Origin of the sequence: Flavobacterium sp. IB48 (genome assembly GCF_016405855.1) — a bacterium.
Classification (GTDB): Bacteria; Bacteroidota; Bacteroidia; order Flavobacteriales; family Flavobacteriaceae; genus Flavobacterium; species Flavobacterium ginsengisoli.
This window is the reverse complement of the sequence record NZ_JAEFCA010000012.1, coordinates 20191-36599: the sequence shown is the minus strand read 5'-3', so window position 1 is coordinate 36599 and position 16409 is coordinate 20191. Positions and strand designations below refer to the sequence as shown.

General features: G+C 32.8%; 17 protein-coding genes. 6 read left to right on the top strand and 11 right to left on the bottom strand.

The annotated features are described in order from the left end of the window. Positions 1-20: 20 nt before the first annotated feature. The 11 genes from JC605_RS22890 to JC605_RS22840 all read right to left on the bottom strand — a co-directional run bounded on the left by JC605_RS22890 (position 21) and on the right by JC605_RS22840 (position 9839). Complete coding sequence (locus tag JC605_RS22890; protein WP_198858395.1) at positions 21-401, bottom strand: PH domain-containing protein; 381 nt, start codon at positions 399-401, stop codon at positions 21-23. 125 nt (positions 402-526) lie between these two features. Next, complete coding sequence (locus tag JC605_RS22885) at positions 527-1348, bottom strand: energy transducer TonB (RefSeq protein WP_198858394.1); 822 nt, start codon at positions 1346-1348, stop codon at positions 527-529. 157 nt (positions 1349-1505) lie between these two features. Beyond that, on the bottom strand, positions 1506-2057 hold the full coding sequence (locus JC605_RS22880; RefSeq protein ID WP_066033644.1) for an RNA polymerase sigma factor: 552 nt from the start codon (positions 2055-2057) through the stop codon (positions 1506-1508). Further along, complete coding sequence (locus JC605_RS22875) at positions 2048-3154, bottom strand: glycosyltransferase (RefSeq protein ID WP_198858393.1); 1107 nt, start codon at positions 3152-3154, stop codon at positions 2048-2050. The genes JC605_RS22880 and JC605_RS22875 overlap by 10 nt, the downstream gene beginning before the upstream one ends. Positions 3155-3238: 84 nt before the next feature. Further along, complete coding sequence (locus tag JC605_RS22870) at positions 3239-3853, bottom strand: FMN-binding negative transcriptional regulator (protein ID WP_198858392.1); 615 nt, start codon at positions 3851-3853, stop codon at positions 3239-3241. Between the two features lie 41 nt (positions 3854-3894). Next, positions 3895-4404, bottom strand: coding sequence for a hypothetical protein (locus JC605_RS22865; RefSeq protein WP_198858391.1), 510 nt, complete (start codon positions 4402-4404; stop codon positions 3895-3897). A gap of 27 nt (positions 4405-4431) precedes the next feature. Then, positions 4432-5445, bottom strand: a complete 1014-nt coding sequence (gene murB / locus JC605_RS22860) for a UDP-N-acetylmuramate dehydrogenase (protein ID WP_198858390.1) — start codon at positions 5443-5445, stop codon at positions 4432-4434. 108 nt (positions 5446-5553) lie between these two features. Next, on the bottom strand, positions 5554-6657 hold the full coding sequence (locus JC605_RS22855) for a histidinol-phosphate transaminase (RefSeq protein ID WP_198858389.1): 1104 nt from the start codon (positions 6655-6657) through the stop codon (positions 5554-5556). A gap of 158 nt (positions 6658-6815) precedes the next feature. Further along, positions 6816-7862, bottom strand: a complete 1047-nt coding sequence (locus tag JC605_RS22850; protein WP_198858388.1) for a glycosyltransferase family 4 protein — start codon at positions 7860-7862, stop codon at positions 6816-6818. A gap of 91 nt (positions 7863-7953) precedes the next feature. Beyond that, positions 7954-8631, bottom strand: a complete 678-nt coding sequence (locus JC605_RS22845; RefSeq protein ID WP_198858387.1) for a DUF2461 domain-containing protein — start codon at positions 8629-8631, stop codon at positions 7954-7956. Positions 8632-8759: 128 nt separating this feature from the next. Continuing rightward, a complete protein-coding gene (locus JC605_RS22840; RefSeq protein ID WP_198858386.1) occupies positions 8760-9839 on the bottom strand; it encodes a DNA replication/repair protein RecF in 1080 nt (359 codons plus the stop codon). Positions 9840-10080: 241 nt separating this feature from the next. Between JC605_RS22840 and JC605_RS22835 the strand changes: the two genes are divergently transcribed. The 6 genes from JC605_RS22835 (at position 10081) to JC605_RS22810 (ending at position 16344) form a co-directional block, all read left to right on the top strand. Next, positions 10081-10863 carry a tetratricopeptide repeat protein gene (locus JC605_RS22835; protein WP_198858385.1) on the top strand — a complete coding sequence of 261 codons (783 nt, stop codon included), beginning with the start codon at positions 10081-10083 and terminating at the stop codon, positions 10861-10863. A 78-nt stretch (positions 10864-10941) separates the two neighbouring features. Beyond that, a complete protein-coding gene (gene ribH / locus JC605_RS22830; protein WP_198858384.1) occupies positions 10942-11514 on the top strand; it encodes a 6,7-dimethyl-8-ribityllumazine synthase in 573 nt (190 codons plus the stop codon). 165 nt (positions 11515-11679) lie between these two features. After that, positions 11680-13626, top strand: coding sequence for a DNA mismatch repair endonuclease MutL (gene mutL / locus JC605_RS22825; protein WP_198858383.1), 1947 nt, complete (start codon positions 11680-11682; stop codon positions 13624-13626). After that, complete coding sequence (locus tag JC605_RS22820) at positions 13623-14372, top strand: rhomboid family intramembrane serine protease (RefSeq protein WP_198858382.1); 750 nt, start codon at positions 13623-13625, stop codon at positions 14370-14372. The genes mutL and JC605_RS22820 overlap by 4 nt, the downstream gene beginning before the upstream one ends. A gap of 42 nt (positions 14373-14414) precedes the next feature. Then, positions 14415-15278, top strand: coding sequence for a rhomboid family intramembrane serine protease (locus JC605_RS22815; protein ID WP_198858381.1), 864 nt, complete (start codon positions 14415-14417; stop codon positions 15276-15278). Positions 15279-15297: 19 nt separating this feature from the next. Beyond that, positions 15298-16344 (top strand): endonuclease/exonuclease/phosphatase family protein, encoded by a 1047-nt coding sequence (locus JC605_RS22810; protein ID WP_198858380.1) that lies wholly within the window; start codon positions 15298-15300, stop codon positions 16342-16344. The last annotated feature ends 65 nt before the right edge of the window (positions 16345-16409 follow it).

The following is a 16409-nucleotide window of genomic DNA, read 5'->3' as shown; positions in this document are numbered from 1 at the left end:
GCAATGCTGGGGTTATTTTTTTATCCTAATACATGAAAAGCAAGAACTTTTTGCACTTCATAAACATTAACCGATTTGTTGAATTGTTTTACAATACTTGGTTGCTGTTCGCTTGAGATCCAGATTTTTAATTCGGCATCAAGATCAAAAGTTCCTGCAGTTTCTACACTGAATCTTGTAATATTTTTGTAAGCAATAGATTTGTATTCTGTTTTGCTTCCTGTAATTCCTTGCACATCAACTAAGATTAATCTTTTGTTGGTAAAAATAAAAGTGTCGCGAATAAGTTTAAAACCCATTTCGATTTCTTCATTTGTAGTTAAAAGCTGCCCATACTTTTTGATTAAATCTTCTGAACTTACAGAACCTGCATTACCAAGAATGGCTGAAAATATTCCCATTATTTTGTTTTTAATTAGTTGAAATGAATTCCGTTTTGAAGAGGTAAATGTAGTGGATTTTAAACGAATATAAACAAAAAAGCAGAACCTAAAGTTCTGCTTTTTACTTTTCAAAATATCTATAATTAGTCAACTTCTGTTTTTATTGTAATAGGAAGATTGTATGCAGTTCGTACTGCTTGTCCGTTAAGAACTCCTGGAGTCCATTTTGTTTTTAATGATTTTAAAACTCTAATAGCTTCTTTGCCCATTCCGTAGCCAGGATCATTTTTTACCATAATGTCAGTAAGTGATCCGTCTTTTTCAACTACAAACGATACATACACTTTTAATGTTTTTTCTACATCAAGTTCTGGTCTGCGGAAATTATTTCCAACATATTTGTAAAACTGTGCAATTCCGCCTGGGAATTCTGGAAGCTTATCCAAAACAGCAATAGAGACAGGCTCATTAGTTGGTGGTGCAACCGAAGCAACTTCACCATTTCCTCCAGAAGAAGGCATTGTATTAATTGCAGGTCCATTTCCAGTTGTATTGTCTGAAACAGGCACATTTTCTGTATTTACTGCAATGTTTTCCACTGCATCTTGTGTTCTACTAACAACAGGATTTGTCAACTGAACCGCATCTGTTTTTGGAGCTGTGCTATGTTCAACCATAGGCGCAGGCGGAGCTGGCGGTGGCGGCACAACAATTGGATCCACAGGTATAACTGTAGGTTTGTAGATTGTTGGTTCTGGCTCTACTTCAACGGGTGAAGTCCTAAATAGTTTGCTAATAAGTACTGGTGTACTTCCTAAAGCCGTTATTAACAATAAACCCATAAAGAGAGCTGTAACAGAATTTTTGGAATTCTCCTGGCGTAATTGATACGCGCCGTATTCTTTGTTTTTGTTCTCGAAAACAAGATCGGTCCACTTGTTTTCATAAATGCTTAATTTAGACATAATTTTTGGGTTTTAAGGTTAAGTAACTTTAAATCATACGCAGAAAAGGTTTAGGGTTGAGCTAACAACGTAGAAGTTGTAGTTTTAATGTTGTGAAAATATATCTATTTTAAGAATAAAGGTAAGAATTGTTTATTCTTTGATTAAAGATAGTAAATTATCTGTTACGTTCAATGATTTCTGCTAATAATTTTTTAGCACGCAAAAGTTTTACTTTGACGCTACTTAAAGGTTCGTCAATCTTAGCCGCAATTTCCTGATAAGACATTTCTTGGAAATAACGAAGCTGAATTACTTCTTGATAATGTGGTTTAAGTTCTTTGATGCATAAGAGCAGACGAGAGAGATTCTGTTCTTTAATTAAAGCATCTTCTGCAGATGGAGTAGGGTCTGCAATGTTGTATGCCTGTTGGTCTTCATTGTCTGTGATTTCTATAAAAAGATTGGTTTTCTTTTTTCGAAGTAAATCAATATAGACATTTTTTGCAATTGCAATAAGCCAGGTATTAAACTGAAATTCTGGATTATAAGAAGCTATTTTGTCAAAAGCTTTAGAGAACGTTTCTATGGTAATATCTTCTGCGGTGGTTTCATTTTCGGTTCGTTTGAGCATAAACGAATACACCTCATTCCAATAATGATCTAATAAAAAAGTAAAGGCGATCTGATCGCCTTTTTTTGCTTTTTCTATTTTAGAATTTATTTCCAATATACTGGTTTTGAAAAGATATTAGTTATAAAGATATTAATTTGCGTTAATATAAGCGCTATCTCAACAACTGGAAACCAAATTTTAATATCTTTTTCTTTTAGTTTTCCTGCTGAAAATCCGATTACTGTCCATACAACAGTGTAACGTGTTGCTAAAATTGCTAATACGGCGATCCATTGAAATTGAAACGCTAACAATATTATAACTGACAAAAAGAAAAATAATTGCGAAAGAAAGAACAAACCTAACTGCATTTTGTCAAAAAACTTGTAATGTTCTGCAGTAGAAACATGTCTTCTTTTTTGAGTAAACCATTCCTTATAAGTTGTCTTAGGTCTTGAATATGTAAAACTTTCAGGTGTATAAGAAATAGTGGTATTTGTTTTATTCGCCGCTTGGTTAATGAACAAATCGTCATCGCCAGAACGAATCTGAATATGGTCAATAAAACCATTTACATTAAAAAATTCTTCTTTTTTATAAGCAAGATTTCTGCCGACTCCCATGTATGGAAGTCCCATTTTTGCCCAAGAAAAATATTGCATTGCTGTTAAAACAGTTTCAAAACGAATAATTTTGTTTAAAAACGAACGCTCTACTTTCTCATAGCCACCATAACCCAAAACGATAGTTTTGTTCATAGTAAAATGAGAAGACATGGAAGAAATCCAATCTTTAGAATTTGGGAAACAATCTGCATCTGTAAAAAGTAAATAATCTTTCTTTGCTGCTTTTATTCCAAGCGTTAAAGCGTATTTTTTATTTCCCCAAAAAGCCTCATTGTTTTCGACTTTAACCAAACGGATATTAGAGAATTCTTTTTCAAATTCTTCAAAAACTTCAAGAGTTTCATCGCTAGATGCGTCGTCAATTAGAACAACTTCGAAATCTGGATAATCTTGCTGTGCCAAAAGCGGAATGTATTTTTTTACATTCTCTTCTTCGTTTTTAGCGCATACAATTACAGAAACCGGAAGATTTTTAGGTTTCACATGTTGAGGTTTGGCAAAAGCAAATTTTCCAAAAACTCCTAAATAATAAAATAATTGAACTACGACAATAGCAATAAAAAAGTAAAATATGTATATAAGCATCTGATTTATTTGGTTCTATTAATTTCACGTTCTGCGACTGCAAATGTACTTATCAATTCGCTAAATTCAATAACCAAAACCGATTTACTTTCGGCATTTTGACATTTCTTTTGCAACAGCAATAGACTGAGGGTTTTCGGTTTTTTCCAGTTCCGAAATTATATTTTTGTAATTGTGATCGTCGCGGTTTTGGGACAGTTTTTTTGTAGCTTGAATTTCTTCAATTTCGATTTCAAAACCAAAAATTCCACGGGCTTCCCGCATAGTTTTTTCAGATAAATCTTCAACACAAATAGGGTTCTTAGAATTCGCTTCGTATTTGTCTACAAGTTTTTTCAGTTGTTCTACAGAAGTTTCATAATCTACAATCTTGATTTTTCCGTAAACATGTACGGCTATGTAATTCCATGTTGGAACATTTTCGTGATCATACCAAGACGATGAAATATAACTGTGTGGTCCTGTAAAAATAGCTAGAACCTGATCGTTTGCTGCAAAACCTTCTGCTTGTGGATTCAGTTTTGAAATATGCCCTTGTAAAATTTCCTTTCCATCAGAATTTAATTCTAATTCTATCTGAATATGAGTTGCGCACAACTTCCCGTTAGTCTGATTAACTAGAATTCCAAAGCTGTTTTCTTTTAAAAAAGCTCTAATTTCTTCAGGATTTTCGTTTTTATATAGGTCAGGTGTGTACATTATTTGTGGTTTAAGAAAGATTTACAAATAAATTTTTATGTTTAATTTTCAGCAACTTCTTTATCTAAATTAAACAATTTTGAATTTACGCTAAAATAAATAAGGAAAAGTCCAATGATCGTAAAAACAATTCCTTCGATTAAACATTGTATGGCAAAATCATCTGAAAGCATTACTCTGATTGGTCTAAAAAGAAGTGAAAATATTTCTTTTCTAAAAAACTTTAATCTTAAAAGAACATACAAGGCGATTGCAAGCAAAATAGTGTTTATAGAAGAAAGTTTACGTTTCCAGTTAAGAAATGCAACGTAGAAAATGCCCATTAAAAGAGCAAAAAAGATCCATATAAAAACACTTGGCCAGAAATTGGAAACATCTTCATTTGTAGGGAATAATCTGTTCCAATTTTCGGGTTTTTGAAACTGAAATTGATTTTTCATGCAAATGACTTTTTCTGCAACAGTAAATAAACGCAACTGAAAAATGCCATTAATTAGGAAAATCATTCCTAGAAATTGAACTAAAAGAATTCCTATGTTTAGTTTTTTCATTAAAGATTTAAAAAATGAAGATTATATTTAAATCACATTAACTTCCGCCTCGATCTGAATGCCGAAAGTTTCAAAAACCGTTTTCTGGACTTCTTTCGAAACCGCTAAAATTTCTTGACCTGTCGCGTTTCCGTAATTTACCAAAACTAAAGCTTGATTTTTATGAACTCCAGCATCGCCAAAACGTTTTCCTTTAAAACCTGCTTGCTCAATCAGCCATCCTGCAGGAACTTTTACTTCTGTTTCCGAAACTTCATAAAATTTCATTTCTGGGAATTTTTGGTGTATTTTTTCAAAATCAGATTTCAATAAAATCGGATTTTTAAAGAAACTTCCACTATTTCCTAATTCTTTTGGATCTGGCAATTTACTTTGTCTAATAGCGATTACAGCATTACTTACATCTTTTAAAGTTGGTTCTGTAATGTTGTTTTTAGCCAATTCAGCCAAAATATCTCCGTAAGATGTATTGATTTTATGATTGCGTTTGGTCAGTTTAAAAATAACCGAAGTAATGATATATTGGTCTTTAGCTTCATGTTTGAAAATACTTTCGCGGTAGCCAAAATTACATTCGGCGTTCTCAAAAGTTTTTATTTCCTGAGTTGCAATATTTATGGCTTCACAAGAAACAAAAGTGTCTTTAATTTCCGTTCCATAAGCGCCAATATTTTGCACTGGAGTTGTGCCGACATTTCCAGGAATTAGTGACATATTTTCTAATCCGCCGAAATTGTTGTCGATTGTCCAAAGAACGAAATCGTGCCAAGTTTCTCCTGCTTGACTTTCGACCCAAACAAAATCGTCGTCTTCTTTTGTGATTTTTTTTCCTTTTAAATCGATATGAATAACCAGCGCCTCAATATCTTTTGTCAAAAGCATATTGCTTCCGCCGCCCAAAATGAATTTTTTCTCGTTTTTGTTTTCTGCTAAAACTGTTTTTAATTCATCAATAGAATGAACCGCAACAAATTGTTTAGCACTGGCTTCAATGCCGAAAGTATTATATTTTTTTAAAGAAAAATTGGATTGGATTTCCATAAATAAAAGGCTTTTTAAGTTCCGAAACTTCGGAAAAATTCTGAGATCAAAAGTAACGATTATAATTTATTTGAGTAGATTTTCTGTAAAAAGACTTTTTTCAAAATTTTACTTTATGGCTTCAATAAATCGCTGCATTTCTTTCATTGTGCCAATAGTAATTCTGGTCCATTTTCCGTTTTCTTCGTAGATTTTTGTTCCTTGTATATTATTGGCTTCTAATTGCTTGAAAAAATCTTTTTTATAATTGTCTAAAGAAAAATAAATAAAGTTTGCGTGTGAAGGAATGCATGTTAAATTTAGTTTAGTAAGCTGGTCGATAGTGTATTTTTTTACTTCTTCATTTGCCGTGTGTACTTGCTGAATAAATTTATCGTCATTTAGCGATGCTATCGCCGCAGCTGTAGATACCACACTAACAGACAAATTTGGAGAAGATTTTAAAATGCTAAGTTCTTCAATTGTTGACGAAGATGCAACTGCGTAGCCTATACGAGCACCGGCTAGACCATACATTTTTGAAAAAGTTTTTGTAACGATTAAGTTTTTATTTTCGATTACAAGATTACTTAATGATTTTTCTTTTGTGAAATCAAGATATGCTTCGTCTACAAAAACAATTGCTTTTTTAGAAGCTTCTTTTACAAAAGAAATTAGTTGCTCATAATCGCAAATTGTTCCTGTCGGATTATTGGGATTACAGATATAAATCATTTTTGTATCAGAATCAATTGCTTTTAGCATTGCAGTTAAATCATGTTTTTTATCAGCAGTTAGCGGAACTGTGATTTTTTTTAACCCTAATTTCTCAGAAGGAAATGTCCAATAATTAAAGGTTGTTTCGGCCAGTATAAAATTGCCTTTTTGTAAAGCAGTATATTGAAGAACCAAGTCTAGAATTTCTGTTGAGCCAGCGCCAAGTAAAATATTCTGGTTTGAAACATTGTTTTTTGTAGCAATAAGTGCAATTAATTCGTCTGAAAGATTCCAGCCATATCGATTACTATTATTAATGCTTTTTTGCATGGCAGCACGAGCAAGTGGAGAAGGTCCGTAAGGATTTTCATTTGATCGTAATAATATGGGCGACTGGTCTACATCTGGAAGTATATATGTTTCTGGTGGAGTGTTTGCGAATGTTTCAAATTGGCAGAGGCCTAATCCAACTGCACCTAAACCTATTTGTTTTAACCAGTTTCTTCTATTGCTCATATTACTAAAGAATTAAATTAGACAATTTGTTTTAGTAATATGTCGTTGAGTTTTAATAAAAGTTACGATGTAGTTTTTACCGCAAAGACACAAAGTTTGCGCAAGGAGCGCTAAGCTTTGTGTTCTTTGCGCAGATCTTAGCGAACTTTGCGGTTAAATTATTTTCTAGAATCAATCAATTTGTGATATTGATCAGCGATAACCTTCATATTAATATCATAATTTGCATTTTCCTCCACAAATTTTCTATTTCGAATAAGTGTTTCATTTCTTAATTCAGGATTTTCTAAAGACCAGATTAATTCATTGGCTAACATTTCAATATTATCAATTGTAATTAATTGACCATTTTCTCGATGCGTAATCCAACTTTGGTTTCCGGGAATGTCTGAAACAACTGGAAAACAATTAGAGGCCATTGCCTCAAACAAAGATGCAGAAACACCTTCGGTAATAGGCATGCTGATATAAATATTCGATTGTTGTAGTAATTTTGGAAGTTCTGTATTCGGGATTCTTCCTGTAAAAATTACTTTATTTTCGATTTGAAGTTCTTTAGATAAATCTTTTAAATACTGCAATCTTGTTCCGTCGCCAACAATTGTCAAAGAAAAATCAATTCCCTTTTGATGTAAAATTCCAAATGCTTTTAATATACAATCGTGTCGATATTCAGGCATTAAAGAACGCGTTACAATAGCTTCAATTTTATTTGAGTTGTTTGTGGATGGAGTAAAAAGCGATAAGTCAATTCCTTTTGGAAGTATTAAAACTTTATCCATGTCAACGCCAGTTGCTTTCATGTGAATTGCCATAACTGGTCCCCAGGCATGAATTAAATGCGCTTTTTTGAAAGCATATTTCTGAATGAATTTTTTAAAAGGGTATAATTTAGATTCCTCTGGCCATAAATCGGTACGGCCTTGCTGTGCGATTGCAATGGTTTTTGATCCAGATAATGCTGCAAGAAAACCATAGCTGGTAGTTCTTTCTGCAATAACCATATCTGGTTTTTCTTTTTTAATGATTTTTCGAATAGAAAGAGGAGAGAAGAAATACTCTAAAATACGCTTGAATCTATGATTGTTAGATGTTTGAAGTTCCCAAGTGACAATTTCAAAATCGCCAAATTCTTTGAGGCCTTTCATCCAAGTGATAGCATCGGCGCGGTAAGATTCTCCAAGAAAAAGTATTTTCCTTTTCATTCAGTAAATGAGTTTTTGTCGCCGCGAATTTCACAAATTTTCACTAATTAATTCGTGTCAATTCGTGAAATTCGTGGCGTTTTATCTTTTTCTAGAATTCTTCAGTGTCTAAAGCTCGGTTTATAAATTCGTTTAAAGGTTTTAGAGCAATCAATTTCTGGCTTATCTTTTTTACAAAGTCTTTCTGAGTAACTTCGGAGATGTCATATTTTTGAGTTGCCGTAAAACTTTTCAGTTTCAAAAACTCAATTGCTGGATGGTCTTTTTCGTAACCGCGAGGCATGCTTTTTAGTGAATTGTTTTCGTTTATATCTAAACTTCCAAACTCTTTTTTGAAGTTTTTGTCATTTAAGATTTCCTGTAAATCATCGTAGAAAAAAGCAATTTCTTTACGGACTTTTTTCAAATCTTCAGATTCGGGAGAATAAAATCCGCCAGCAATAAAACTTGCTCCTTTCTCAATATGTACATAATATCCGGCGCGGTTTAAACCTTTTGTTCCGCCAGACATCCAGATTCCTAAATGCGCTTTGTATGGAGATTTGTCTTTTGAGAATCGAATGTCACGATTAATTCTGAAAGTGCAATTTTTTACTTCCAATAATTCTAGTGAAGGATCAAGCGGTTTCATTGCATCTAGAAAATCGCTTACCAATTGATGATAATCTTTCTTGAAAACTTCATATCGTTTTTTGTTTTCTTGAAACCATTCTCGATTATTGTTCTTTTTTAAATCGTCTAAAAATTGCAATGATTCTTTCGCTAACATATTCCTTAATATATTTTATTGCAGTTAATTTTTAAGTTTTTTGTTTAAGCTAATTTAATGATTTCTATTTTGGAATTGATTCTAAAAGCTGATACAAATTATATCAATTTTTAAGGAATCGGATAAAATCACAAATTAAATATCTTATAGGTCTGATGCGTCGATTTTACAATCGCTTCAGTTCTTTCTGGATGAGTGTCAGAAATAAAAAGTTGTCCAAACGTCTCGCTGTTTACCATTTCTATGATTTTGGCAACACGCGTTTCGTCTAATTTGTCAAAAATATCATCAAATAAAAGAATAGGTTTTACACCACTTTGTTTTTTCAAGAATTCAAATTGCGCCAATTTTAAAGCAATCAGAAAAGATTTCTGCTGTCCTTGCGATCCGAATTTTTTTATCGGATGTGAATCAATTTCAAAAGACAAATCATCTTTATGAGTTCCAACGGTTGTGTAGTGCAACGCTCTATCTTTGTTGATGTTTTCCTGTAAAAGTATCAAAAGATCTTTTTCGAATAAATGGCTTTCGTAAACCAACTGCACACTTTCTTCAGATCCTGTAATTGCTTGATGATGTCTATTAAATATAGGTATAAACTGCTCTAAGAAATCTTTTCGTTTTTCAAAAATCGATTTGCCGTAGCCTTGCAGTTGTTCGTTATATATAGATAAGGTATCGTTGTCAAAGACATGATTGAGAGCAAAATATTTTAAAAGTGCATTTCGCTGCGTAATTACCTTTTGGTATTGTATTAATTCGTGCAGATAAGTCGCGTCTAATTGCGAAATCACGCTGTCCATAAATTTACGACGTGTTTCACTTCCTTCAATAATCAAATCGCGATCGGCTGGCGAAATAATTACAAGCGGAATAAACCCAATATGATCTGAAAATTTATCGTAAGGTTTTCCGTTTCGCTTTAAAACCTTTTTTTGCCCTTTTTTTAAACTGCAAACAATCTGTTCTGTTCTCTCATTTTTTTCGAGTTCGGCATCAATTACAAAAAACTCTTCACCGTGTTTGATATTTTGTACAGCAAGCGGATTAAAATAACTTTTTCCGTAAGCTAAATGGTAAATAGCATCGAGCACATTGGTTTTTCCAATGCCATTTTTACCCACAAAACAGTTGATTTTGATGTCAAAATCAAAACTTGCTTCAGAAAAGTTCTTGTAATTGAATAATGAGATTTTGTTTAAATGCATTTTTAGGGACTCCAAGTGTAAAATTCACCGTTTTTGAACAGTAAAAATTTGAGGCTGCAAATTACCGAAAATTATCGATATAATTGGCTTTAGAGCGATTCTCAGCCAATTTATTTTAGCGCTTCCGCGAAAGTACAAATCACAAAAGAAAATATTTCTTTTAAAATAGTGATAAAATTGAAATTTTTTACGTCATTTTCAATAAAAATTTTATTTTTGCCGTTCACTAAATAAATTTTAAATGGCAACTTACAATAAAAGAGGATATAAGACACCAAAAGAAAAGGAAGTAAAAGAAGTGGTTACTGAAGAGCAACAAGTAGTTATTGACGAAAAAGACAGCACAACAGCTGGAGTTTTCTCAAAATTAGATGAAACGGCTTCAAGAACTGAGGATTGGGTGGCTAAAAATCAAAAAATCATTATTGGTTTAGTTGCTGGTATTGCAGTTGCTACAATTGGATATTTGGCTTACCAAAAATTTATTGCAACTCCTAAACAAGAAGAGGCTGCAAGTGAAATGTTTGTTGCGCAACAAAACTTTGAAAAAGCTGTAAATGGTGTTTCTAGCGATTCATTATTCAAATTATCATTAAACGGTTCTGAAGGTAAATTCGGATTTATCAAAATCGCTGACGAATATTCTGGAACTGATGCTGGAAATTTAGCAAACTACTATGCTGGTATCGCTTACTTGAATACTGGTAAATTTGATGAGGCAATTAAATATTTAGGTGAGTTCAAATCTAAAGATGTAATCTTGAGTGCATTAGCTAAAGGTGCTACAGGAGATGCTTATTCTCAAAAAAATCAGCAAAAAGAAGCTTTAGATTTTTATGTAAAAGCTGCTGAATCTAACAAAAATGATTTTACAACGCCTCGTTTCTTATTAAAAGCTGGAAAAACTGCTTTGGCTTTAGGGCAAAAAGAAGATGCTTTGAAATACTTTAATGACATTAAAGATAATTACGACAGTACTCCAGAAGCTGCATCTGTTGATGCTTTGATCGGATTAGCACAATAATTATACTATTTGAGTTCAGTTTTTAGATTTTAGATTCGTATTTTAGCAGTCTGAAATTTAATAACAAAAATAGTACAGATGGCTACTGAAAATAAAAATCTATCAGAATACGATAAAAACACAATCCCAAACGCGAAAGACTTTCGGTTTGGGATTGTTGTTTCTGAATGGAATGATACTATAACAGAAGGACTTTATAATGGTGCTTTTGACGCTTTGGTTGATTGCGATGTTCCTGCTCAACAAATTATCCGTTGGAATGTTCCTGGAAGTTTTGAGTTGATCTACGGAGCTAAAAAAATGCTTCAAACACAAAATGTTGATGCGGTTATTGTAATTGGATGTGTAATTCAAGGAGAAACTAAACATTTTGATTTTGTTTGTGAAGGCGTTACACAAGGAATTAAAGATTTGAATGTTCAAACTGATGTTCCAGTTATTTTCTGTGTTTTAACAGATAATAATATGCAACAGTCAATTGATAGAAGTGGAGGAGTTCACGGAAACAAAGGAACTGAAGCGGCGATTGCAGCAATTAAAATGGCTTATATTCGTCAGCAAGCTTCAATAGCTCACATTTTTAATCAGCCATTACTAACTTCTGGAGCAATTCAAATTGAAGATTCTCCGAAGAAAATAGAAAACGAATAAGCACATTTGTTTTAAAAAATATTAAAACCTATACTGTGTAATAACGGTATAGGTTTTTTGTTTTTTTTATGATTGTTCTTATTCTAAAAGCCAATCAAAATTTACTAAATTTGTACTTCTTGGTTTGCAAAAACCTAATCTAACTTTTAAACTTATTTTTGCTTAATGTCGAGTATTATTCAATTGCTTCCTGATCACGTTGCTAACCAAATTGCTGCTGGAGAGGTGGTTCAAAGACCAGCTTCAGTCGTAAAAGAATTGTTAGAAAATGCTGTAGATGCGAAGGCAACTGATATTAAATTAATTATTAAAGATGCGGGCAAATCATTAGTCCAAGTTATTGATAATGGAGTCGGAATGACAGTTACAGATGCACGTTTGTGCTTTGCGCGTCATGCCACTTCAAAAATTCGTCAGGCAGAAGATTTATTTTCGCTTGGTACAAAAGGTTTTCGTGGAGAGGCTTTGGCTTCTATTGCAGCGATTGCACACATGGAAATGAAAACGAAACAGGACCAAGACGAACTAGGTACGCATATTGTAATTGAAGGAAGTAAATTTGTTTCGCAAGAAGTGGCTGTTTTGCCAAAAGGAACTTCATTTGCGGTTAAAAACTTGTTTTTTAATATTCCTGCTCGCCGTAATTTCTTAAAATCAGATACGGTTGAATTTCGTCATGTTATGGATGAGTTTCAGCGTGTAGCATTAGCGCATCCTAATATTCATTTTAGCTTTTACCATAACGGAAGTGAGATGTATAATCTTCCAGCAGCAGGATATCGCCAGCGAATTGTTGGTATTATGTCTGGAAAAACGAATGAAAAATTAGTTCCTGTAAACGAAGATACCGAAATTATAAATGTTCAAGGTTTTGTATGTAAACCTGAATTTGCTAAGAAAAATAGAGGAGAGCAGTTCTTTTTTGTAAACGATCGATTTATAAAAAGCAGTTTCTTGCATCACGCTGTAATGTCTGCATATGATGGATTACTGAAAGACGGTTCTCAGCCAAGTTATTTCTTGTATTTGCAGGTTCCACCAAACACAATTGATATTAATATACACCCAACTAAAACGGAAATTAAATTTGATGACGAGCAAGCATTATATGCTATTTTAAGAGCCTCTATAAAGCATAGTTTAGGACAATTTAATGTTGCGCCGGTTTTAGATTTTGATAGAGATTCTAATTTAGATACGCCATATCATTATAAAGATGTAGAAGCAGAAGTACCAACGATTCAAGTAGACGGAACTTTTAATCCATTTACTGATGATAAAACCAATCAGCATTACAGTAAAGCTGGTTCGGGGTCATCAGGATATAGTTCTGGTTCTTCTTTTTCGTCTTCATCTTCTTCATCAGGATCATCATCTTCTGGATCATATTCAGGATATTCTAAAAGAGTAGAACCAACTGCAAGCTGGGAGAGTTTATATGTTGGTTTAGATGTTGAAAATCCAGAAAGCATTGAAAGTTCGCCTTTTACATTCGAAAACGAAGAAGTGACTTCTTCTTTATTTAATGACGAAGATGTAGAACAAGCTACTCAGAAAACGTATCAAATTCATAAAAAATATATTGTTTCGCCAATAAAATCAGGAATGATTATTGTTGATCAACAGCGCGCGCATCAGCGAATTTTGTACGAACAATTTTTACTGAATATGACGGTCAATCAGGCCTCGAGCCAACAGTTGCTTTTTCCTTTAGATTTGTTTTATTCAGCATCTGAAATGGAATTAATCGAAGAGTTAAAACCTTCACTGGCAACAACAGGATTTGTTTTCGACGAAAGTAAAACGGATCATGTTGTAATTTCTGGAATTCCAGTAAATATTACAGAAAGCGAAGTTTCGCAGGTCATAGAGCAATTATTGAGCGATTTACAAGACGGAATTCCTGGTAATAGCTACAGTCAGAACGATACAATTGCAAAGTCAATGGCCAAAAGTTTAGCGGTTAAAACAGGATCTTATTTAACCGAAAAAGAACAAGATAATATAGTAAACGGATTGTTTGCTTGCAAAGATCCAAATATTTCACCTTTTCAAAAACCTACTTTCATCACCATGCGTGTTGAAGATATAGATAAAAAGTTTGCAGTATGATGAATATCACACCAGTAGTTAAGCAACTACTAATTATTAATATAATATTTTTTATTGGGGCTCAGTTAGTGCCAATTTCTTATGAATATCTTGCCCTTTTCTTTCCGGAAAATCCAGAATTTAAAGTTTGGCAGCCGGTTACTCACATGTTTATGCATGGCGGTTTTGCTCATATCGCATTCAATATGTTTGCATTGTATTCTTTTGGATCTACATTAGAACATTTTTGGGGAGGAAGAAAATTTTTATTTTTCTATATCTCATGTGGGCTAGGAGCAGCTTTGGTGAATTTTGCGGTTAATTATTACTTTTATCAAGATAGCCTTAATATTTTGATGGGACACGGGTTTGCGAAAGCGGATATATTAAATATCTTAAATCAAGGAAAGATTGATACTAGATGGCAGCAAATTTTGACAGTCTCAGAATTTAAACATTTTACAAGTGCCTATTTCGGAACTGTGGTCGGGGCTTCTGGAGCAATTTATGGATTGTTGGTGGCTTTTACTTTTATGTTTCCAAATGCAGAACTGGGAATTATGTTTATTCCTATTCCAATAAAGGCAAAATATTTTGTGCCAATTTACATGCTTTTATTTGATGGTTTCTTCGGAATTTTTGGAAGTTCGCTGATGGGAATAGAATCTGGAATCGCACATTATGCGCATATTGGCGGTGCATTTTTTGGATTTATGATTATGTGGTACTGGAAAAAAAATCAGTTTAATAACAACCGTTGGAATTAATTTTTAACTTTAAAGTACGAATTCTAAAATAGAAGAATTTTTATGAATATTCTAGACGATTTAAAATTACAGTATAGATTGGGTGGTATTGCTATGCGAGTTATGTATTGGAACGTAGCATGTTTTATTGTGTCACTTATCTTTTTCTATCAATTTTCAGTAGGTCAGTTTGCATTTCCAAATTGGCTGGCTTTGTCGTCAGATCCTCAGGTTTTTATGTTTAAACCTTGGACTTTTTTAACGTATGCGTTCTTTCACGACGGATTTTTTCATCTGTTATTTAATATGATGGTGCTTAATTTTGCAAGCACTTTGTTTCTTACTTATTTTACTCAAAAGCAATATTTAGGATTGTATCTTTTAAGCGCTCTTTTTGCAGGAGTAGCTTTTGCGCTAAGTTTTTATTTTTCTAATATCAGCGGTTCTATTGTTGGTGCCTCGGCGGCTATTATGGCTATTTTAGTGGCAGCAACAACTTATTCTCCTTTAATGAATGTGCGATTATTTCTTTTCGGAAATGTAAAACTTTGGCACATCACAGCTGTTATTATAATCTTAGATTTAATGCAGTTTCGTTTAGGAAATATGGGCGGACATATTTCGCATCTTGCAGGTGCTTTCTTCGGATTTGTATATATTAAATTACTCCAGAACGGTACCGATTTAAGTGTCATTGTTTCTAAAACCTTAGATTTCTTCGTAAATCTTTTTAGAAAATCTCCTACGACCCCATTCACAAAAGTTCATAAAAATTACAAAAAACCTACAGAAAAAACAACATCAAGAATTGTTACGAAAGACAAAACGCAGCAACAGATAGATGAAATTTTAGACAAAATTAGCCAGTCAGGATATGATTGTCTGACAAAAGAAGAAAAAGAGTTTTTATTTAAAGCTGGAAAATAAACTTGTAGGAGAATTAAATATGAAAAACCTTTCTTGGTTTAATAAAATAATGTTCTTTTTGAATATAGTGCTAACTGTGCTTACATTTAGCGTCTATGTTTTACCTTTTTTAGCACCTAAAAGTTTTCCGCTTTTATCGGTGCTTACGTTGTTTATGCCTGCTTTTTTTGTAGCCAACATATTGTTTTTCGTCTATTGGGGAATTCAGTTCAAAAAACGTCTTATTTTATCTGGTTTAGTTTTATTGACAGGTATTACATTCATTAGTAAGTTCTATAAGTTTTCTGCAAAAGAGTATGTGAAAGACGAAAAAGATTTTTCTGTTATGAGTTACAATGTGCGTCTTTTTAATGTTTTTAAATGGCTTGATCGCGATGATATTCCAGCAAATATTAAAGCTTTTATAGACGAAAAAGATCCTGATATTTTGTGTATTCAAGAATATTCTAATTCGGCACATTTAGATTTGAAAGTATATCCGCACCGTTATATTTTTATCGATGGAAAAAAAATAAAAACGGGACAGGCTATTTTTTCTAAGTTCCCAATTATTGAAGAAGGGAAAATTATTTTTCCAAAATCAGACAATAATGTAGTTTATGCCGATATTAAGCGTGGAAAAGATATTATTCGTGTTTATAATATGCACTTGCAGTCTATTAAAATTTCTCCTGATGTAAGTGAAATATCAGATGATATTGATAATGTTAACCAAAAAAAATCTCAGCGAATTTATGGCAGAATAAGCAAAGGGTTTAAGCAACAGCAAGAACAAGCTGAGATTTTTAGAGAGCATATAAAAAACTGCAAAACTCCAATGATTATTTGTGGAGACATGAATAATAGTCCGTTTTCTTATGTGTATAGAAGCATCAAAGGAAAATTGAAAGATGCTTTTGAAGAAGCAGGAGAGGGTTTTGGAGCTACTTATAAATTTAAATATTATCCAGCAAGAATTGACTACATCTTTACAGACAATAAAATGAAAGTAAAGCAATTTGAAAGCTTCCCTGATTTCGAAAATTCAGATCACTATCCGATTATGACAAGATTGTCAATGGAATGATTTATTAATCGTGATAAGTTAAGAAAGATATGAGAATTCATAACTCATAACTTACAATTCATAAT